The sequence below is a fragment of the Flavobacterium sp. Root901 genome (genome assembly GCF_001429765.1).
GTDB lineage: Bacteria > Bacteroidota > Bacteroidia > Flavobacteriales > Flavobacteriaceae > Flavobacterium.
This window is the reverse complement of record NZ_LMJB01000008.1, coordinates 215,224-235,977: the sequence shown is the minus strand read 5'-3', so window position 1 is coordinate 235,977 and position 20,754 is coordinate 215,224. Positions and strand designations below refer to the sequence as shown.

The following is a 20,754-nucleotide window of genomic DNA, read 5'->3' as shown; positions in this document are numbered from 1 at the left end:
CAAATTAATTTTGATACTGGTATTTATTCTCTGATAAGATATTATTGTCTTTGTCTTTTACATTCTCAAGCCTTGCAAATGAATCATAACTGTAGGTGATCTTATCTCCTTTTGGGTCTGTTATGACACTTACGCCAACTAAGGGTTTATGTGTATATGTGCTAATTGGACTGTTAACCAAATTAATATTACTTCTAAGGTCATTTATTGCGACCAAATTACTCTCATTATAGCCATCCAGAGCAGTTGTAGTTATACCTAATGCCGCAGCAACTTGTGAATAAGTGGCGTTTTCAATTTTCGCAATAGGCAAGGTTTTTCCATATCCCCAAAGAATGGTTACACTTGTCCCATTTTCCAAAGTATATTGCTGTGTATTTCCCACTGCATCATATTTGTCAATAGTAACTTTTTTTTCTGGAGCTGGATAACTTAGACCATTTATTCCCTTTACTGCAAAAACATATTTAGGCAGAATTAAATTTGATGTCGTAGCATCTTTTGCATACTGTGTACTTTGTCTTGATAACAACTCCGTGTTTTTACGATTTTCTGTTACTAACGGAATACCTGTCATCTGATTCGTAATCATAGTATTTTCAATTGGTAAAAGTTCCGGATTATCGTTAGCATAATAATATGTTGTTGATAATTCATCACCATTACTATTTGTGCTTGCAGATTTTCTTGTTTTTCCCTGACTATTATATGTTAGAGTTTCTGTTTTAGTAACTGCATTGCCATTAAAATACTGCTTAGAGACTGTACTGCTCGGCATATACCAAATTGAAGTAAGAGGGTAAACATCATATTGATATTGAACACCATTTAAAGGACTATCGTTAAAATACGCAGTAATCGTACCTCCTACATAATAATCAGTTCCGCATGGTATTCCATAGCTCCCAAAGGATTTTAAAACAGGTTTAATTCCAAAAAAGTTTACAACAGGTTTTATAGGATCATACGTATAAGTCTTATCTGTCAACAGAGTACCAGCACTATTGTAAGTTTCTTCTTTACTAATCAATCCATTTAATAAATTGGGGATACTTGGCAAGCCTGTTTTGGTTTTATTTGGAGTGTTATTATAATAAAAGACCTTTTTCCCAATATTGTTAGTTTCAACATCTTTAATATCTATTTCTTCGACTTTATCATAACCAATAGGATTTCCTCCACCAATACCAAAGTCATCAGAAGACAAACCTATTTTTTTATGAAAACCAATATATTCATAAGCATTACCACCGCTAACTCCACCACTACTTTTATTACTATATCTAAGCATAGTTAATGGTTCAAATTTGTTAAGCAGTTTGCCACCATAATACTTAAATTGTTTATTTGAAGTTACTACACCAAAAGCCGAATAATTTTTTATTGATTTAATTCTCATTCCTCCTTGATTACTGACTGAAGTATCTACATTAGTATCATCATAATAATAAAATCTGGAATTAACTGATGAAGAATGATAAGTATTACCCGAATAATCTAAAGCATCTGGCATAAATACTTTTACTGCATAAGTCACAGTTGGATCTGAATCATAAGGAACTACCATCGTTTCGTCCCATTGTTTTCCATTATTGTTTGTAAACTCCGTATTGAAAACAGTTGTTAAATCCCATCTCCTAATAACAGTTGTGCTTGGCGTTCCACTTACAGTTTTAGTTTTTGTAAATTCAATATAACATCCAGACATTTCTGCATATGTCCAGGCTGCTCTATTTACATTGTAAGCGTTTATTACATTTGAAAAAACGATTGTTACCTCTCTGGATAATTGAAATGGTTGTACAACAGTATTCACTGAGTCATTGTTATCTAAAACATAATTATTTTTGTAGGCTGCTTGATTTTTATAAAACTCAGGTATAAACTGATTTGAAAAAGAATTAGGTTCATATTCAAATTGAGTAAAACCACCAGTTGGATAAGTAATTTTATTAAGCATATATGCTCCAGCGTATATATTGTCAGTATATCTGTTTGCAGAATTATTACTAAACTTAAAATATGGTTTTTGAATCGTACTAAAAGTTTCATCCAGATCATAATGAAAATAATCTAAATTCGGAATGTAAGTAGTATTGTTTTTACCATTGTAATATCCCCAAAAATCTACTGCAAATGAATTTTTTTGAGGCAGAAGAATATCTGTTTTATAATTGAATTTATAATCCGGTTTACTAGTATCCGGAGTACCGTCAGTGCTGTATCCAATCTCTTTTACAGCATCAAGCTTCAATCTTTTATTAAGTTCTCCGTAAGTAGAATTTCCATTATAACCCGTATTATTGTTTGCAAAATAACTATATCCGAAATTATAAGATTTAATTTTTGTTCCACTTACAGTCGATACAATATCAATTGATTTTAATCTTTTAATTTTTGTTGCTGAAGTTGAATTAATGTCGTCTCTATCCTCTAAATTAAAATTAATAGTGGCAGTAGGACTTACAATTTTATTTAATGTTTTTTTATTACAATTTATAAATGAGAAATGTTTTTCTAAAACAGAAGTCTGTCCCATTAATGATGAAGGTCCCTGAAAATCTATTGATTCAGTATAGAAATAATTAATAGTTTGTTCATTGGTATAATAATAGTTTATTATTTTGCCATTGGCCAATACAACTTGACTAAGTTTAAATGTATAACCGGATATATCAAACATATTATTTGCATGAGAATCTTCTAAAACATTAAAATAAAAAACATTCCCATCTATTGTTCTGGCAGTAATACTCGAAGAAGTTACTTGAAAACTAACGTCCTCACTTTTATTATCCAATATTACAATTTGATTAGTATCAGGATTTATATAAAATCTACCGGAATGACCATTAAAATTATAAGAAAAAATATCAGGTTGTCTTTTACCTCCAATTAAATCATTCATTACGCAATAAGGATCCCAATAGCCGTGATTTCCATCTTCAAGACAAGGCGATGAAGATGCTGCCATAGATCTTCCAATTTGATTCAATGAATAGTAATCACCAGTATAAATAAATCTATTTTTAAATGTATTAGTATCTGGATCTGTTGTTATACAGGTATATTGCTGGTTTCTTTGAATATCGACTTCTCCACGTATTTCTATAGATATTGTTCCTTCTGGACTTAAATCCCATCCAAGACCAACCCAGGTTGCTTCATCTGCTACTTTTATTCCAGAACTGTGGTAACTTAATGTCAAATGAATTTCCATACCATCTTCTTTTATTGAATATAATGGAATCGCTATTTCTGGCGTACCTGTATAGTAACCAACTGGAATATCACCAAATCGCCCTAATAGTGCTGCCTCAGGAGAAGAAGGAATGCTTAACTTTGGTGAATAAGTTGAAATGTTTTGTGAATACAGGCTCACACTTAAACCGAAAAACAAGAAAAACAAAGTAAAAACATTGCTTTTTTGCTTGAGAAAATAATTAATAACAGATTTCAGTTTGTTTTGGTTTGTAAGGATCATATAATTAGCCAATTATTATAAAATTGAATTAGACGGATTTTGAACACAATATTAATGCATTTTTAAATGTTAAATTTTTATTTTTTTAGTAAGGTAAAACTTTATAATATATTTAGTTTTTTAACCATTGAAAATCAAATAATTATTTCAAATTTGATTAGTTTTTGTAAGGCTTTAAAAACACATTCATAGCATTCAACATTGAGCTTAATAAAATCTTATTTTTGAGCACGAATCTATGGAATTAGGGATATAATTTTTACGGAATTTCCGTATTTTATTATGGGTTATAATTAGAAAAATTGCTGTTTATAGTTTCCGTAAAATCTTAATTATTTTTGAGACTGTTTTTTACACATATCTTAATCTCAAATCAATCAACACTTTACAAAAAACAACTTCAAATTGTGAATATCTATTTCATCAATTTCACATTTATTTTTCTTTAAAATCTATCTTTGGCATCCTTAAAAAACAGAAAAAAATGAGCGCAATTTGGTACGAATGCAAAGTAAAATATAGAAAAACAGATGAAACCGGAGGCCAAAAAGTTTTAACAGAACCTTATCTGGTAGACGCAGTATCCTATACAGAAGCCGAAAAAAGAATCAATGAAGAAATGGCCGCTTATATAAGTGAAGAATTTAAAATCACGAATATTAAAGTCGCTAATTATGCCGAAATTCACCCGTTTGAAAATGCAGATCGCTGGTTTAAATCAAAAGTATCATTGATTGCTTACGATGAAGAAAGCGGAAAGGAAAGAAAATCAAACATGTACATGTTAGTTCAGGCAAATGATGTCAGAGAAGCTTTCGACAACACAATTCATGTAATGAAAAACACAATGGGAGAATATTCGATCCCTGCGATTTCTGAATCACCCATTATGGACGTTTTTCCTTATTTCAGCGGCGAAGAAGAAGAGACCGAAATGCTGGAAAGATTTAATGCTCTTAAAGCTTCAAAACCTGTAAAAGCAGATGAAGAAATAATCGACCACATGGAATTTGAAACCATAGAGGAATAAAATTAAGCAAAAGCTTCAGAGAAATCTGGAGCTTTTTTATTTCAAACAGCAGCTATTGGTATTTTAAAAATCAAAATAAATCCTATATTCGTTATAGTTTATTAACTGGCATCAAACCATTTATCTCTAAAACCAAAAAAAACCACATGAATAAAAAATTACTTATTTTAATTGGGTTTATTATTTTAAAATTTATTCTGCAATATGTTCTTGTAAGTTCGGAATATGATTTGCAGCGAGACGAATATTTACATCTCGATCAGGCGAATCATTTAGCCTGGGGTTATTTATCGGTTCCGCCCGTAACTTCTTGGTTTTCTTACATAATAGCATTACTTGGAAACTCTGTTTTCTGGATCAGGTTCTTCTCTGCCCTTTTTGGCGCATTGACACTTTTAGTTGTCTGGAAAACTGTTGAGACTTTAAAAGGAAATCTTTATGCACTAATTTTAAGTGCACTTTGTATAGTATTTTCATCATTATTAAGAATCAACATGTTATATCAGCCAAATTCATTTGATGTTTTATGCTGGACAACATTTTATTATATTCTAATTCAATATATTGTAACAGAAAGACCAAAATGGTTTTACATCGGCGCTGTTGTTTTTGCTTTTGGGTTTTTAAATAAATACAATATTCTTTTTCTTTTAATCGGACTTTTACCTGCACTTATACTTTCTAAACATAGAAAAATATTTGTTGAGAAGAAACTATATTTTGCTTTGATTTTGGGATTATTATTGATTCTGCCGAATTTATTATGGCAGTACAACAATCATTTCCCAATTGTACATCATATGAAAGAATTAGCAGAAACACAATTAGTAAATGTAGACCGCGCTGAGTTTGCAAAAGAACAGGTTCTATTTTTCATTGGCGGATTTTTTGTTATTCTTTCCTCTTTTTATGCTTTGCTTTTTTATAAACCATTCGAAAAATTCAAATTTTTCTTTGCTTCGATGGTCTTTACTCTAATTGTCTTTTTATATTTTAAAGCAAAAGCGTACTACGCAATTGGTTTGTACCCTATTTATATTGCCTTTGGTTCAGTTTATCTTTCAGATGTTTTGCAAAATGGCTGGAAACGTTTTTTAAAACCAGTATTTATTGCGCTGCCGTTATTATTTTTTATTCCGATGTATTTCCTTGCTTTTCCAAATAAAAGTCCCGAAAAAATCGTTGCAGAAAAACTGGAAACTCATCGCTGGGAAGATGGAAAAGAACATAACTTATCACAAGATTTTGCTGATATGCTGGGATGGAAAGAACTTGCAAGAAAAACAGATTCTGTTTATGGCTTATTTCCAAAATCTGAAAACACTTTGGTACTTTGCGATAATTACGGGCAGGCCGGGGCCATAAATTATTACACAAAAAAAGGAATTAAAGCGGTTTCTTTTAATGCCGATTATATAAATTGGTTTAATTTGAATCTGTATTATACAAACTTGATTCGGATTAAAGAATTTGAAGAAAACAGCAATGAATTTAAGGAGACAAGTCCATTTTTTGAATCTGCTTTTATTGGGGGTGGAATCACAAATAAATATGCACGTGAATACGGAACTACAATTTTTGTTTTTACCAAAGCCAAAATCAACATCAACAAAAGACTTGAAGAGGAAATCAAAGAAGAAAAAAATTACGAAAATTAATGATCGATTTCAGCAGTATTGAATATTTAAAAACCGGAAATCCTAAACAAATTCGGGCTTACGAAACCTTAATTCAAAATAAGGTTTTTGAAGTTCTTTCTGAGTTTAATCCAATTTTGGCCGGCACAATCCCAATTAATATCGATATCGAAAACAGCGATCTGGATATTATTTGTTATTGGAAAAACAAGCCTGAATTTATTTCTAAAGTTTCTTCTTCATTTGGGAATAAAACCGAATTTAAAATTCGGGAAACTAATATTAATCAATATGAATCTGTAATTGCTAATTTTAAAATAGAACATTTTGAAATTGAAATTTTTGGGCAAAATATTCCAACCAAAGATCAAAACGCTTATAAACATATGATTATTGAACATGAGATTCTAGAAGCAAAAGGCGAAAACTTTCGTTTAGAAATCATAAAACTCAAACGAAACGGATACAAAACCGAGCCGGCTTTTGGCAGATTATTAGGTTTAAAAACTAATCCCTATTCAGAATTATTGGATTATAAAGTTTAATTTAAAAAACACAACATCATATTCGATTCAATATCAAAATATTACAATTAAGAATAGTTTAAGAAAAATATTTCCTTAATTTCTTTGGATAACAGTATTTAGTGCTTATCTTTGCACCCGAAACATCGCGGGATAGAGCAGTAGGCAGCTCGTCGGGCTCATAACCCGAAGGTCACAGGTTCGAGTCCTGTTCCCGCTACTAAGAAAAACACCACCTTGAAAAAGCTGGTGTTTTTTTGTTTGTAATACTTACTATATGAATGAATTTGTAGTTTATATTCTTTATTCCCAAAAATTCAAAAAAACCTATACCGGATTTACTTCTAATTTAATCGAAAGATTCAAATCTCATAATTTTCTGGAAACAAATGGATATACTATAAAGTTTAGACCTTGGGAAGTAATTTATGTAGAATCCTTTTCTTCAAAATCGTAAGCCATGAAAAAAGAAAAATATCTCAAAACAGGAACAGGAAGAGAATTTATTAAAGAGCTCATTTTTAAATTATAGTTTAACGGGTTCATATCCGCCGCGGCGGACACAGGTTCGAGTCCTGTTCCCGCTATTAAGTAAAGCTTCAGAGAAATCTGGAGCTTTTTTTATTTGAATTAGTTTAGCAGTTGTCAAATCAAAAATTAAAAAGCGTTTTTCAAAAAACTTCAATTAGACAAAAGAATATTCTTTCAAAACTAAAAAAATTAAATTTTGCTGAAATTTTTTCATTTTAATAAAAAGAAAAAAATATCTCAATTTGTTTTTGCACGACCAAGACAATCAATTATCAATCAAACAAATACATTGTACTTAGCTAAATTAGATTATGATTAAGCTTCCGCTCATCTGATATTCCCTCAGAAAAACCAAAAAAGTTTATCTAATTATTTTTGTGTTTTTCTAAAATTAATTGCAATTTTGCGCCCGCATTAAGGAAACAGGTCCGTTCGTCTATCGGTTAGGACGCCAGGTTTTCATCCTGGTAAGGGGGGTTCGATTCCCCCACGGACTACTAAAAACAAAAAGCTTCAGATTTCTCTGGAGCTTTTTTTTATAAAAGATATTGAGATTTTTATGTAATTGAAACTATTCTTTTAATAATGTTGCGACTGATATTTTCAGTGCTTCATATTCCGAAACCTTCTTTAATTAATGGAATATTCTGTTTTATATCTATTTTATAAGTTAGATATACATATAATTTTCAACTATAGTTTTCCCTCATTCTCTTGGACATATATCTTAATTACTAGACTTTGTCTTCATACTTATAGCCAAACAGATCTGATGCATTACGATATCTTTAATAGCATAAATCTAAACAAATAAAAACCGTCCCTAAAAAAGGGACGGTTATATAAATATATTTCGATAAAATAATGACCTAAGCTCTAAACAAAGCATATTTATTATAATTAAACAAAACCCTGTCATAAGGAACATACAGAGAAACAATTTTCTCTGAAGATTCGTCAAATTTGATTCCGTTGTATTTTCTAAATAAATAAATTTCTTTTAAGCAATTTGAAAGACTTTGGTGGATTTCACTTGTAAAAGTTGGTACTTTTTTGTCGCCGACTAAAAGATCAATTTGGTAGTTAGAACTGCTTTTTGATAGATTGTTACCAATAATTCTTAGGGTAAATGTAGTCGATTTTCCGTATTGTTCACCTTGATATTGTAGTGTCATAATTTTATAGTAAAAAGGTTAATGTTTTTGTTTTGTCTTTTTAGAAATTGAATCTAATTTAAAGTTATAAAAAAAATCTTTTTCCTAAAGACTTACACTAAAATTTATTCATACAAAGTTAAACAACTTTGATAAATCAAAATACTGAAAAAGTAAGTTTAATTCAGAATACTGTTTTCAGACTTGCCTTCTTCGTTAACATCCAATAAAAACAGATTTCCATTTTCATCTAACATTGTCATATTCAAGGCATCTAACAAAATCATTTTTCTTGAAGCCGATCCTTTAAATTTATTATAGGAAAGATTCATTTCAGATAAATTAGAAAGTTTTTCAATTTCTTTCGGAATACTTCCTTCAAAACTGTTATTACATAAACTTAAGTTTTCTAAATCATTAAAATTCAAAACATCAGAACTTAAACTTCCTGATAATTTGTTATCATTTAAAAGTAAAATTTTTAAAGTTGAAATCTTATATAAAGAAACTGGCAGTGTGCCTTCAATCTTATTTTCAAATAAACAAAGAATTTCTAATTGGTTTAGCTTTCCAATCTCTGCCGGAATTTCTCCTGAAATATCATTTTTAAAAAGTTCTAAATCTTTTAGCTTTTTTAAATCGCAAATAGCTGTTGGGATTACTCCGGTAAATTGATTATTAGAAATATTCAGAGATTCTAATTCTCTAAAATTGCTTACTGAATTTGATAACTGTCCTCGAAGATTGTTTTTATGAAGATCAATCGTAACCAAATTTACAAGTTCGAAAAACTCCTGGGGAAGTTCACCCTGTAGATTATTATCAGATAAAGCAAGGGATTTTACTTTTCCTTTTTCGGTACGAACTCCATACCAGGTTGAAACCGGCTGTGACAGGTCCCAATTTATTTTCCACTGCGAACCATTCGTCGCATAATATAATTTTATCAGCGCGTTTTTCTCCTTCTCTGAAACAGTGTCTGCAAAAGTATTTAGAGAAAAAACAAGTGCTAAAAAAAGTGCTGCAAAGCTTTTCATAACAGATTTGGGGTATTTTTTCTGGTATCAAAATTAGGTAATTACTAGATATAAAGCACATTATGTCGATAAAGTGTTAATAAGTAAAAAATATATAATACTTTTCTTCTTTATAAAAATATCGAAATCGTTATAGTTTTTTAACTATTTTTGAAACAACTAATTACAAAAAACCTAATAGTATGGAAATTAACTTTTACGCATTGCTGGCCGCCGCAGTTGTAACCCTTCTTGTTGGCTTTGCCTGGTATCATCCAAAAGTATTTGGAACAATCTGGATGAGAGAAAACAATTTCACTGAAGAAGATTTAAAAAAAGGAAGTATGCTCAAGATTTTTGGCTTTACGTATATTTTCTCTTTAATGATCACTATGACGCTGATGTCATTAACTATTCATCAATCGGGAGCAGTGGGAATGGTTGGCGGACCGCCTTTAATAGATGCCGCAAAACCTTCTTTTGCCGCTTTTATGGCTGATTATGGAAATGCTTACCGCACCTTTAAACATGGAGCATTACACGGTTTTATCTCAGGTTTGTTTTTTGCTTTGCCAATTGTAGGCATCAATGGTTTATTCGAAAGAAAATCATGGAAATACATTTTTATTCATGCAGGTTACTGGGCACTTACGCTTACTTTGATGGGCGGAATTGTCTGTGCTTTTGCATAAATTACAAACATACAGGCCCGTTTGAAACCAAAAACTCAAACGGGTTTTTCTTAATAATAACTTAAAGAAAAAAAGTTATTATAAATATTATCTAATTTTGAAGAAATTAGCTCAGACTTTTGAATACAACTTATTCTTTTCAAATCTATAACAGCGCATCGTTACTTCCTCTGGAGTGGAATTCGCTGGCCGTAAGGAATGTCTTTTTAACACGGGAATATCTTGAAGTACTGGAAAATTCCTGTCCTGTAAATATGATTTGTCATTTTATCGGAATTTTTGCAGAAGATAAACTCACAGGAATTGTTTTAACTCAATTTTTATTTGCCGAAAAGCTGGAATCTTTTGGAGAACGCGATCAATGCTTAAAAACATCCGTTCGTAATTTTGCTCTAAAGAATTTTGCTTCTCATGTATTATTTGTGGGAAACAATATGTTAACCGGACAAAATGCTTTTATTTTTGACAAAAATGTAATCGAATCAAAAGCATTCAAAACACTTCACAAAGCAATAAATCAGTTAAAAAAGGTTTTAAAAGAAAGTGGAAAAAAAGTTCATATAACCAGTATAAAAGATTTTACCGCACAGGAGATTAAACCTCTGCAAGCTGAATTTAAAAACAATTATACGTTTTCTATACAGCCCAATATGGTTTTCGAAATCAAAGAAAACTGGAAAAGTGAACAGGATTATATTGACGCTTTATCCAAAAAATATCGGGATCAATACAAACGTGCCCGCAAAAAATCTGAAGGCATTCAAAAACAGCAAATGTCTTTATCTGACATTCGAAAATATGAAGATGATATTTACGATTTATATTTTCATGTTGCCAAAAATGCGCCTTTCAATACTTTTTTCTTAGCCAGAAATCATTTTAGTTTTTTTAAAGAAATCATGAAAGATGACTTTTTACTTTATGGTTATTTTCTAGATGAAAAACTAATTGGTTTTAATACACTCATAAAAAATGGCGAAGTTATGGACACATATTTTCTAGGTTATGACGAAAGTATTCAGCGTGAAAAAATGCTTTATCTAAATATGCTCTACGACATGATTGCTTATTCTGTCAAAAAAGGATTTAAAGAAATTGTTTTTGCCAGAACTGCTCTGGAAATCAAAAGCTCTGTTGGCGCAAAACCCGTAAAAATGTACGGATTAATTACGCATAGCAATGCTCTAATCAATCACAATATTGCGAGATTTTTTAATTATCTGGAACCAAAAACAGAATGGCAGGAACGCAATCCATTTAAATAATAACTTTGACAAAGTTAAAACTTTGTCTAAGATTAAGGAACTGCAAATTTCATCTGTTTGTGCAGAATATGAATTTCTAACGAGTTTTGGGCTCCGCAATATTCACCGTCAATTTGAAAATGAACCGGAATATCAGTTTTAATTTCTGCCTTATCAGTCGAAATAATCACAATATCTTCAGAATCGATTGGCATATTTCCGGTAATAATTTTACCAATTAATAGTAGATCCAGACTTTTTAAAATGACCAATTCAAACTTCCCGTCGTTCATCGTTCCATTCGGGTTAATAATGACTCCTGTTCCATATTTTTGAGAATTGGCAATTACAATCATTCTTGCAACATGATTGACCGTTTTATTATTGGCAGAAATTGTAGCGGCAAAAGGTTCGTCAGCTTCTGTTAATGTCGTAAAAGCCTGCAGGGCATAGCCCCAAAAACCTCTTACATCGCTATTTTCATAGTTTTTTACCAGTTTGGCATTTAAACCTAGATCACTTAAATGAATACTTTTTTTACCGTTAATGCAAATCATGTCCATTTCTATATAATGATTCAGAAAGGCGATTTTAAGATTTTCTTCAATTCCGGCCGGCAGATTTAAATCGACCGAAAGTCCATTTGCAGATCCTGCCGGCAGAATCCCGATAATTACATCATGGTCTTCCATTGCTTCGGCAACCATTTTTATAGTTCCGTCTCCGCCTGCAACAATAATTCGTTCTGGCTGATATTGATTGTATAAGATTTGTATTTCTTTCAAATCATTTTTGCCTGTAGTTTCATAAACTTCCAAATCAAAATGGTTTGTAGCTGCAAATTCCTGGACAGATTCAATTAAATCTGATTTATCTATATCGCCCGAAATAGGATTTACAACAAATATGATATTCTTTTTCAACGTTTTTATTTTTAAAAATCAATTAAAATAATTAATTTACATAGTAATATAAATATACGGAATTAATGAAACCAATTTTACAATTATATCGAGGTTATGCAAATGAAGAAGAATTAATTGTAATGGGGCATGTCTTCAAAAGAACGTATGATTATGATTTTCAGAAGAAAAGCTTAAAAAATGCACGCTCGGTTGTTAATCAGTTCAGGATAAAAACTATTGAAAATTTTGATGTTTATTTAAAATGCAACAATCAGGAGATTCATACAAAAACATTAGATGATGGTTATTTTAAATTTTGTATTCCACTCGAAAAAGAAATTCATTTTGGATGGATGGAATATGAAGTGAGTATAAAATATGGCGGAAAAACTATTACTTCAAAAGGAAGTTTTATACGTCCGCACAAAGGAAATTTAGGAATCATTTCTGATATTGACGACACTTTTTTGATTTCGCACACGCGCAATATTTTCAGAAAAATGTATATTTTGCTTTTCAAAAACGTAAATGACAGAAAAGTTTTTAAAGATGTTGTACCACATTATCAAGCTTTGAGTTCGGCAGGAAGGTATAATAAAGGTGAGGAAAATGCTTTTTTTTACGTTTCAAGCAGCGAATGGAATTTGTATCAATTTATTGTGGAGTTTACCAAAATACACAATTTGCCGCGCGCCGTTCTTTTATTGAAAGATATTCGAAGAGGAATTACAGATTTCTTTATGAGCGGACGCGGAAATCACGATCATAAATTTGAAAAAATAAAACACGTTCTGGAATTTTATCCTAATCTGAAATATGTTTTATTAGGTGATGATTCGCAGCACGATCCTGTTTTATATGAGCGAATCTGCAAAATATTTCCGGTTACTGTCATAGCAGTTTACATAAGACAGACCGGAAAAAGTCAAAAAAATGAAGTAAATAAAATTATGAGAAATTTAGAATCCCTCAATGTTTCCGTTTGTTATTTTAAAGAAAGCAGTGAAGCAATTCAGCATTCTAAATCTATTGGAATTATAAAATGAGTTATAAGTTTTGGGTTTTGAAACTTAAAATCCTTAACTAAAAAACCTTTGTCAAAGTTTTAAACTTTAACAAAGGTTAGCATATAAGTTTCAGTACTGAAAACTGCGACTGCGACTGAAAACTGATTAAGAATTAAAATTATCAATCTCTTCCTGAACAACTTCCCAGTCTGTAAGTAATTGATCCAGATCTTGTTTCTTTTTGTTGTATGCGGTAAAAAACGAAGCATCTTCAATATGTTTGTCATAATTAGAAGCCAGCAGTTTATCATCATGCTGAATGTCTTTTTCTAATTGCTGAATTTGACTTTCGATTTTACTTAAACGGTTTTGAAGCGCTTTTCCTTTTTTCTGGTCTTCGTATGATGTTTTACTTGCTTCTTTTGGCGCTGCTGCTTTTACAATATCTTTTTTCTCAACTTCACGCATGTTTTCTAAGTTACGCTGTTCCAGGAAAAAGTTAATATCGCCTAAATATTCCTTAATTTTCTGATCTTTAAATTCGTATACAATATTCGACATTCCCTGAAGAAAATCCCTGTCGTGAGAAACCAATAATAAAGTCCCGCCAAATTTTTGAAGTGCTGCTTTCAGAACGTTTTTAGATTTTATATCTAAGTGGTTCGTAGGCTCATCCATTACCAAAACATTGATTGGCTGCAATAACAATTTACAAAGTGCCAAACGGTTACGTTCGCCTCCTGAAAGCACTTTTACTTTTTTCTCAACATCATCTCCACGAAACAAAAAGGAACCCAGCATGTCGCGAACTTTCATTCGGTTGGTATCGGTTGCAGCATCTTCCATTGTTTGAAGTAAAGTGATTTCGCCATCCAGATACTCAGCCTGATTTTGGGCAAAATAACCCAGCTGTACATTATGGCCTAATTTTATTGTTCCTTCATATTCAAATTCGTTTACGATGGCTTTAATAAAAGTAGATTTTCCTTGTCCGTTTTGCCCGACAAAAGCAATTTTACTTCCACGTTCAACCAATAAACTTATATCTTTTAAAATAGTTTTATCGCCATAAGCTTTTGTAACATGCTCCGCTTCTACTACCACTTTTCCTGGTTCTTTTGAAACCGGAAACGAAATATTCATTACAGAATTGTCGTCTTCATCAACTTCAATTCTTTCTACTTTATCCAGTTTTTTAATTAACGACTGCGCCATTGAAGCTTTTGATGCTTTGGCACGGAATTTCTCAATTAATTTTTCTGTTTCTTCAATTTTTTTCTGCTGATTCTTTTGAGTGGCCAATTGTTTTTCGCGAATTTCATGGCGAAGTTCTAAATATTGAGAATATGGTTTATTAAAATCGTATGCTTTTCCTAAAGAAATCTCGATTGTACGATTGGTAACATTATCCAAAAACATTTTATCATGCGATACAATCACTACAACCCCGGGATAATTACGAAGAAAACTTTCTAACCAAATGATACTCTCAATATCTAAGTGGTTCGTAGGCTCATCCAGAAGAAGCACATCATTTGACTGCAATAAAAGCTTTGCAAGCTCAATACGCATTCTCCAGCCACCAGAAAATGTTTCGGTCTGATTATTGAAAACTTCTCTTTTAAAACCAAGTCCTAAAAGAATTTTTTCTGTGTCACCCACATAATTGTAACCTCCAAGTAATTCAAAACGATGGGTGTAATCAGACAAATCTTCAATTATCTGGCTGTATTCTTCACTTTCATAATCAGTTCTGGTAACTAATTGGTGATTGATTTGTTCTAATTTTTTTTCTACAATTTTAATCTCAGTAAATGCTTCATACGCTTCTTCTAATACAGTTCTTCCCTGCTCAAAATCAATGTCCTGACGTAAAAAACCCATTTTGATATCTTTCTCTTGTGAGATAACGCCAGAATCCGGAGCAAAATCTCCTGCCAGCATTTTTAGCATTGTCGATTTACCTGCTCCGTTTTTACCGACAAGACCTACCCGGTCGCCGGCACCTAAACGAAAAGTAACTTCTTCAAATAAATATGTTCCTCCAAAAGAAACTGAAAGATTGTGTATATTAAGCATAATTTATAACTGTTGTTATGAGCAGAAAAGGTGGGAAAAATGTACCTTTGTTTAAATTTTTTGCAAATGTTAAAAAAAGGATCCAAACTAAATAGTATTTTAACAGGAAGTTGTCCAAAATGCCAAAAAGAGAGCATGTATTCAGACAAAAATCCGTTTCATTTGACTAAAGTTCTAAAAATGAACGATCATTGCAGTCATTGTGGTTTGAAATATCAAATTGAACCATCATTTTTTTATGGTGCAATGTATGTCAGTTATGGTTTAAATGTCGCAGTCGGAATTGCAGCGTTTATTGTTTCTTTTGTGTTTTTTGGAACCACTATTGGAGAGTCTTTTATAGCAATCGTAATTACACTAATTGTTTTATTCCCTTTTGTTTTACGTCTTTCCAGAAACTTATACATCAATATGTTTGTCTCATACGATCCTAAGGCCGGTCGGGAATAAGAGATTTTAAATATCTTTTATGAAATCTTTTAATATCAGCTTCTTTGTCTATTGGAGTTCCGTTTTCGATATGATCGTAAAGCATTTGAGCAAGTGTGGGACCTAGCATTACACCACGAGTTCCTAAACCATTAAGAAGATGCAGGCACTTATACATTTCATGAGTTCCAATAATCGGCCTCCTGTCTGCAACGGTAGGGCGAACTCCTCCAAAGTGTTTTACAATTTCAAAATCACAGGTAATAATCTCTTTAATTTTATCTAAAAGTTCTTGTTTTCCTTCTTCGGTCGGCAAATCAGTTTTATCATACCAATTGTACGTCGCGCCAACTTTGAATAAATCATTTCCCATTGGTAAAATAAAAACACTTGTATTAACAATAACATCCAGATTTAAATTAGGAGCTTTTATAATAAATAATTCTCCCTTAGTTCCATCCAATGGCAGATAATTGAAAAAAGGATTTTTGTGCAAACCGAAACCTTCTGCAAATATGATATGTCTGGCCTGTATGTTTTTATATTGAATTCCTGAATCTAAAAATTCTATATAACTACTCTGAAAAGATTCTTCCAGAAATAAATTATTTGAAATTAAGTACTTTTTATACGCTTCTAGCAATAAACCTGTATTCACATAACCAGTATGTAAAACTTCCCCATAATCATATGGTGAATCGATACTATTATATTTCTTAGTAATTAATTTGGTCGATAAAAAAGGAGCTAAGTTTATTTTATCTGAAGCAGCATACCAATTGTTTTGTTCTTCAATAGAAAAGAACTTCCTTAAAATTGGCATTTTAAAATTGAACTTTTCATTTAATTTATTTTCAATGTTATTATAAAATTCATTCATTAAAACCAATTGTTCTTTTGCTTTCCAAACCTCACTAAAACGCTTTAAAATAACAGGATTATATAAACCACCTGCAACTCGCGATGAGTTTTGCGATTCATTATCAATTACTAAAATAGTTTTATTGTTTTTAAGGGCAGCTTCTGCAAAAGAAATACCAGCCAATCCAGATCCGACGATTAAATAATCAAGCATTGTATATATAGATAAATGAGAAAAACTCTTGCTGCAAAGGTAGCAAGAGTTTTTCTTATAATTTAATTTAGATGTCTAGTAGTTCCACATGTCTTCTTCAAAGTTGCGAATCTTCTCTTTCACTCTTTCCGATTCTAATAGCTGATTTTGCGCATTATCTTTCATGTAATCCTTAATCTCACGATCGCCATACATATTTTCTTCTTTATAAATTATGGCGTTAAAACGTCTTGAATTTAATATTTGATCAAATGAAATTGGAAGTGCAGAATTAACATCGTTAAAAGCTTTTGCTTCATGAAGAACCGTTCGTGCATTTGGAAAGAAAACCCAGAATAACTCAATATAATCCTTTTCGTCACTATTCATTGTATATACATCCGGTGTTACTGGACAAATTCCAAGTAAACGATATTTTAATTCACTCTGACGTTTGTCAAAATACCAGTATCCTTTAATTTTATACTGAGTAACATCTGCCGCAGTAAGATCTTGCTTCAAAATATACTCTGCAGGAACAGTTCTTGTTGGCCCGACAGTCTGGTCAACATACGTAACTACTTTTTTCTTCCCTGTACCGGTAACTACTTTTTTCTTTACTACACGAGTTTTGTAATCATCCGGATATTGGTTGATAAGTTCTCTTCCGGCATCTGTAGTGTCGATTCTGGATAAAGCGCCCTGAATATCTTTCAAAGATTTTTTAGTATTGAAATAACTATCTGAATATACCTCTGTTATTTTCCCAGCTCTGATAGCCTTAGTTAATACATCATAAAGTGAACGTCTGTTAGAACCAATATTGGCTGTATCGACCGGATAATATAGAGGGAAATTGATTTTTTCATTTAAATCAATAATTTCCCAAGTAGTTTTACCCATCAGGATATCTCTATCGTCTACATAACCGTAAGCCAGAGGCTTATCATTATCAGAAATTAACTGCGCCGGCGTCTTTAGTCCAATTTGATCTGCAGTTTTTGCATTAAGCAGATTAGACTGAGCATTTGCATTTATAGAGCAAGCGACAAAAACAACAATCATTAAAAAAACTTTCACTTTCATCATACTATTTTTTATAATAAAACAAACGCAAGATATTATTTTTTATTGTAATTTTCCTACAATTTAATGCTTTAGTAAATTTAAAATAATGATTTACGAGCCAAATACTACATAATTAGCTACAGAACAGAAAGTTACAAAAAAAAGTAATTATTTAAAAAAATATTGATCAATTTTTACTCAGCCGAACTTATGAAGAATCTTAAGACTTATTTTAAAATTTAAAATATATATAAAAGAAAAAACTCTTACTACTATGTAGTAAGAGTTTTTAATATTTTTAAATAATCAGAACTTAGTAGTTCCACATATCCTGTTCGAAGTTACGGATCTTCTCTTTTACTCTTTCAGATTCTAACAATTGATTTTGTGCATTGTCTTTCATGTAATCTTTAATCTCACGATCTTGATACAAGTTTTCTTCTTTGTAAACAATTGCATTAAAACGTCTTGAATTTAAAATCTGGTCGAATGAAATTGGAAGTGCTGAATTGCTGTCATTAAAAGCTTTTGCATCATGCAATACTTCTCGTGAATTTGGGAAGAAAACCCAAAACAATTCAATATAATCCTTTTCGTCACTATTCATTGTGTAAACGTCTGGAGTTACAGGACAAATTCCAAGTAAACGATATTTTAATTCACTCTGACGTTTATCAAAATACCAGTATCCTTTAATTTTATACTGAGTAACATCCGCAGCAGTAAGATCTTGCTTTAAGATATATTCAGCAGGAACTGTTCTTGTTGGTCCAACAGTTTCGTCAACATAAGTAACAACTTTCTTTTTACCAGTACCGGTAACTACTTTTTTCTTTACTACACGAGCTTTATAGTCATCCGGATATTGGTTGATAAGTTCTCTACCAGCATCTGTTGTATCAATACGAGACAATGCACCTTCGATGTCTTTCATAGATTTTTTAGTATTGAAATAACTATCAGAGTAAACTTCAGTTATTTTGCCTTTTCTAACGGCTTTCGTCAAAACGTCATATAGAGAACGTCTGTCAGAACCAATATTAGCAGTATCTACCGGAAAGTAAAGTGGAAAATTGATTTTCTCATTTAAGTCAATAATCTCCCAAGTAGTTTTTCCCATTAAGATATCCCTGTCATCTACATAACCATATGCTAATGGTTTGTCATTATCTGAGATAAGCTGCGCAGGTGTTTTAAGCCCAATTTGAGCTGGTGTTTTTGCATTTAGCAAATTCGATTGCGCATTAGAAGCAAAACCTCCTGCAATACAGACAATAGCTATTAAAAAATTTCTTACTTTCATCGTGGTATCATTATAAGATATTGAACGTAGTTTTCACTACAAATTATTGTATTTCGTAAATTACCGGAGCAGTTCTTGGCAATAAATAACTACCAGCTCCAACAAGTTTAGTTTTAATTTCAGAAATAGTAACTTGGTCTCCTTTACCAGCTCTTGAAAGAACTTGTTTACATTGTGCATTTAATCTGTTACCAGTAACAACAACTGTAGGCTGTCCAGCAATTTTCATGTTAAATCCAACAACATCTAAACCAACTTCAAAATCAAAATCAAGTAATTTAGCACCAATAGTAGCAATCTCTAAGTTAGATCTAGGACCTTTAACAACTCCCATCTCACCTCTAATTGTACCTGTTGGTCCAGGAATACCTTTAATTCTGAATGTTTTCTTATCTGTAACTTTATCCCCGTTTGGTAATGTTCCAGTAACAGAAATTGTAGCTTCTGTACCTGAACCAGGGCTCATATTATATTTTCCAGGTTTACCAGCTGAAGATAACCCAGGAGCACTTGCCTGAACTTTGTTATCTGCAACACCTGCGAACGATACAGAGATTGGGTTAACAACACCTCTGTATACTACATTCATTTTATCAGCAGAAATTGTAGCTGAATTTGGTCTTGGTACTACAACGTATTTTCCAGCAAATTTCAACGGGATGTTTTTTCCATCCTCTAAGAACGTAAATTGTCCGTTGATATTTTGTTCTCCAACACCACCTGCAGTTAAAGAGATAACCGCTTGTCCGTTTACGATTTGTCCAGGACCTTGGAAAGAAGTTGGTTTTGTGTTTTCGTCATAACGACCTAAAACTACTTTACCTGTAACTTTTTCTCCTTGGAAATAAGCATTTTTATCTAAAACAACAATCGCTTGATAGTTGCTGTAAGACGCAGCCTGAACTGCAGCTTTTCCTAAAGCACTGTTATAAACATCAGTTTCTGCTTTTTGAACGTCATTCTGCCAAGCTGAAAGTTTTGCAGCTGAAGCAATTGCAGGGAAACCTTTAAAGTGGTAAGCTAAGTATTTTTCTTTTATACCTTCTTTGTTTTTTACATCAGAAACGTCAAATTTCTTTTCAATTTCTGCAATAATGTTAGCATATTTTTTATCTGTACCTAAAGCAGCTTTTAAATCAGCTTTATACTTTTGAATTCTAGCGATAATTTCGTTACCTTTTTTAGTGTAACCGTCTCCTGTAAACCAGTCATCGATGTTATCACCTCTGTCCATCGCTTCGTATGGAAGTTTTCCAGTTTCTTTATCAACCTCAAATCCTTTAATAGACTGAGTTTTTAAAGTTCCAAGATAAGCGTAAAAATCTTTAGAGATTGCTTCAACTTTATGAGCAGTAGATGCTGCCACTGCAAATTCTCCTTTTGCTTCAGCTGCTTTTTGATCTAAAGCTGCTAACAAAGAAGTGTTGTTTGTAATTGATGTAACATTAGAAGCCTCAAATTTTTCGTTAAATAAACCAAAACCTGATATTACTTCTTTTGATACGTTCATTGCTAACATCGCGATGAAAACCAGATACATCAGGTTGATCATCTTCTGTCTAGGGGTTAATTTTCCTCCTGCCATTTTTTTCTAATT

At 31.8% G+C, this 20,754-nt stretch carries 17 protein-coding genes and 2 tRNA genes; 10 read left to right on the top strand and 9 right to left on the bottom strand.

Annotated features, from left to right (window positions below; genetic code table 11):
• Positions 1–4: 4 nt before the first annotated feature.
• Positions 5–3,484 carry a hypothetical protein gene (locus ASE21_RS16595; protein ID WP_057123825.1) on the bottom strand — a complete coding sequence of 1,160 codons (3,480 nt, stop codon included), beginning with the start codon at positions 3,482–3,484 and terminating at the stop codon, positions 5–7.
• Positions 3,485–3,968: 484 nt separating this feature from the next.
• On the opposite strand from ASE21_RS16595, the gene ASE21_RS16590 reads away from it, so the two are divergent.
• The 6 genes from ASE21_RS16590 to ASE21_RS16565 all read left to right on the top strand — a co-directional run bounded on the left by ASE21_RS16590 (position 3,969) and on the right by ASE21_RS16565 (position 7,703).
• Entirely contained in the window at positions 3,969–4,514 is a 546-nt protein-coding gene (locus tag ASE21_RS16590) for a DUF4494 domain-containing protein (RefSeq protein WP_057123824.1), read from the top strand.
• 146 nt (positions 4,515–4,660) lie between these two features.
• Positions 4,661–6,172 carry a glycosyltransferase family 39 protein gene (locus ASE21_RS16585; RefSeq protein ID WP_057123822.1) on the top strand — a complete coding sequence of 504 codons (1,512 nt, stop codon included), beginning with the start codon at positions 4,661–4,663 and terminating at the stop codon, positions 6,170–6,172.
• The gene (locus ASE21_RS16580) at positions 6,172–6,696 is read left to right on the top strand and encodes a DUF4269 domain-containing protein (protein WP_057123820.1); all 525 of its coding nucleotides are present in this window, start codon (positions 6,172–6,174) and stop codon (positions 6,694–6,696) included. Before ASE21_RS16585 ends, ASE21_RS16580 begins: the two co-directional genes overlap by 1 nt.
• A 126-nt stretch (positions 6,697–6,822) precedes the next feature.
• A tRNA-Met gene (locus ASE21_RS16575) sits at positions 6,823–6,895 on the top strand.
• 57 nt (positions 6,896–6,952) lie between these two features.
• Positions 6,953–7,132 carry a GIY-YIG nuclease family protein gene (locus ASE21_RS16570; protein ID WP_242410290.1) on the top strand — a complete coding sequence of 60 codons (180 nt, stop codon included), beginning with the start codon at positions 6,953–6,955 and terminating at the stop codon, positions 7,130–7,132.
• Between the two features lie 499 nt (positions 7,133–7,631).
• Positions 7,632–7,703 (top strand) — tRNA-Glu (locus tag ASE21_RS16565).
• Positions 7,704–8,075: 372 nt separating this feature from the next.
• Here the strand turns inward: ASE21_RS16565 and ASE21_RS16560 are convergent.
• Together ASE21_RS16560 and ASE21_RS16555 are read right to left on the bottom strand one after the other, a co-directional pair.
• Complete coding sequence (locus ASE21_RS16560) at positions 8,076–8,381, bottom strand: hypothetical protein (RefSeq protein ID WP_057123818.1); 306 nt, start codon at positions 8,379–8,381, stop codon at positions 8,076–8,078.
• Between the two features lie 158 nt (positions 8,382–8,539).
• On the bottom strand, positions 8,540–9,397 hold the full coding sequence (locus tag ASE21_RS16555; protein ID WP_057123816.1) for a Two component regulator three Y domain protein: 858 nt from the start codon (positions 9,395–9,397) through the stop codon (positions 8,540–8,542).
• Between the two features lie 182 nt (positions 9,398–9,579).
• Here ASE21_RS16555 and ASE21_RS16550 point away from each other — a divergent pair, with 182 nt between their 5' ends.
• Both ASE21_RS16550 and ASE21_RS16545 read left to right on the top strand, forming a co-directional pair.
• Positions 9,580–10,068 (top strand): DUF1761 domain-containing protein, encoded by a 489-nt coding sequence (locus tag ASE21_RS16550; RefSeq protein ID WP_057123814.1) that lies wholly within the window; start codon positions 9,580–9,582, stop codon positions 10,066–10,068.
• A gap of 119 nt (positions 10,069–10,187) precedes the next feature.
• Positions 10,188–11,333: a GNAT family N-acetyltransferase gene (locus ASE21_RS16545; RefSeq protein ID WP_057123812.1), complete on the top strand. Its 1,146-nt coding sequence runs from the start codon at positions 10,188–10,190 to the stop codon at positions 11,331–11,333.
• A 32-nt stretch (positions 11,334–11,365) separates the two neighbouring features.
• Here ASE21_RS16545 and ASE21_RS16540 read toward each other — a convergent pair whose 3' ends face one another.
• On the bottom strand, positions 11,366–12,235 hold the full coding sequence (locus tag ASE21_RS16540) for a diacylglycerol/lipid kinase family protein (protein ID WP_057123811.1): 870 nt from the start codon (positions 12,233–12,235) through the stop codon (positions 11,366–11,368).
• A 65-nt stretch (positions 12,236–12,300) separates the two neighbouring features.
• Between ASE21_RS16540 and ASE21_RS16535 the strand changes: the two genes are divergently transcribed.
• Positions 12,301–13,263, top strand: a complete 963-nt coding sequence (locus tag ASE21_RS16535; RefSeq protein ID WP_057123810.1) for an App1 family protein — start codon at positions 12,301–12,303, stop codon at positions 13,261–13,263.
• Between the two features lie 126 nt (positions 13,264–13,389).
• Here the strand turns inward: ASE21_RS16535 and ASE21_RS16530 are convergent, their stop codons facing one another.
• On the bottom strand, positions 13,390–15,303 hold the full coding sequence (locus tag ASE21_RS16530) for an ABC-F family ATP-binding cassette domain-containing protein (RefSeq protein ID WP_057123808.1): 1,914 nt from the start codon (positions 15,301–15,303) through the stop codon (positions 13,390–13,392).
• A gap of 66 nt (positions 15,304–15,369) precedes the next feature.
• Between ASE21_RS16530 and ASE21_RS16525 the strand changes: the two genes are divergently transcribed.
• On the top strand, positions 15,370–15,753 hold the full coding sequence (locus tag ASE21_RS16525) for a DUF983 domain-containing protein (RefSeq protein WP_057123806.1): 384 nt from the start codon (positions 15,370–15,372) through the stop codon (positions 15,751–15,753).
• Here ASE21_RS16525 and ASE21_RS16520 read toward each other — a convergent pair.
• The 4 genes from ASE21_RS16520 to gldM all read right to left on the bottom strand — a co-directional run bounded on the left by ASE21_RS16520 (position 15,734) and on the right by gldM (position 20,742).
• A complete protein-coding gene (locus ASE21_RS16520; RefSeq protein ID WP_057123805.1) occupies positions 15,734–16,807 on the bottom strand; it encodes an NAD(P)/FAD-dependent oxidoreductase in 1,074 nt (357 codons plus the stop codon). The two genes, ASE21_RS16525 and ASE21_RS16520, sit on opposite strands and share 20 nt — an antisense overlap.
• Positions 16,808–16,882: 75 nt before the next feature.
• Positions 16,883–17,875 (bottom strand): gliding motility protein GldN, encoded by a 993-nt coding sequence (gene gldN / locus ASE21_RS16515; protein WP_410503569.1) that lies wholly within the window; start codon positions 17,873–17,875, stop codon positions 16,883–16,885.
• Between the two features lie 292 nt (positions 17,876–18,167).
• Positions 18,168–19,157 carry a gliding motility protein GldN gene (gene gldN / locus ASE21_RS16510; protein ID WP_057123802.1) on the bottom strand — a complete coding sequence of 330 codons (990 nt, stop codon included), beginning with the start codon at positions 19,155–19,157 and terminating at the stop codon, positions 18,168–18,170.
• A 43-nt stretch (positions 19,158–19,200) separates the two neighbouring features.
• A complete protein-coding gene (gene gldM / locus ASE21_RS16505) occupies positions 19,201–20,742 on the bottom strand; it encodes a gliding motility protein GldM (protein ID WP_057123800.1) in 1,542 nt (513 codons plus the stop codon).
• Positions 20,743–20,754: the final 12 nt, after the last annotated feature.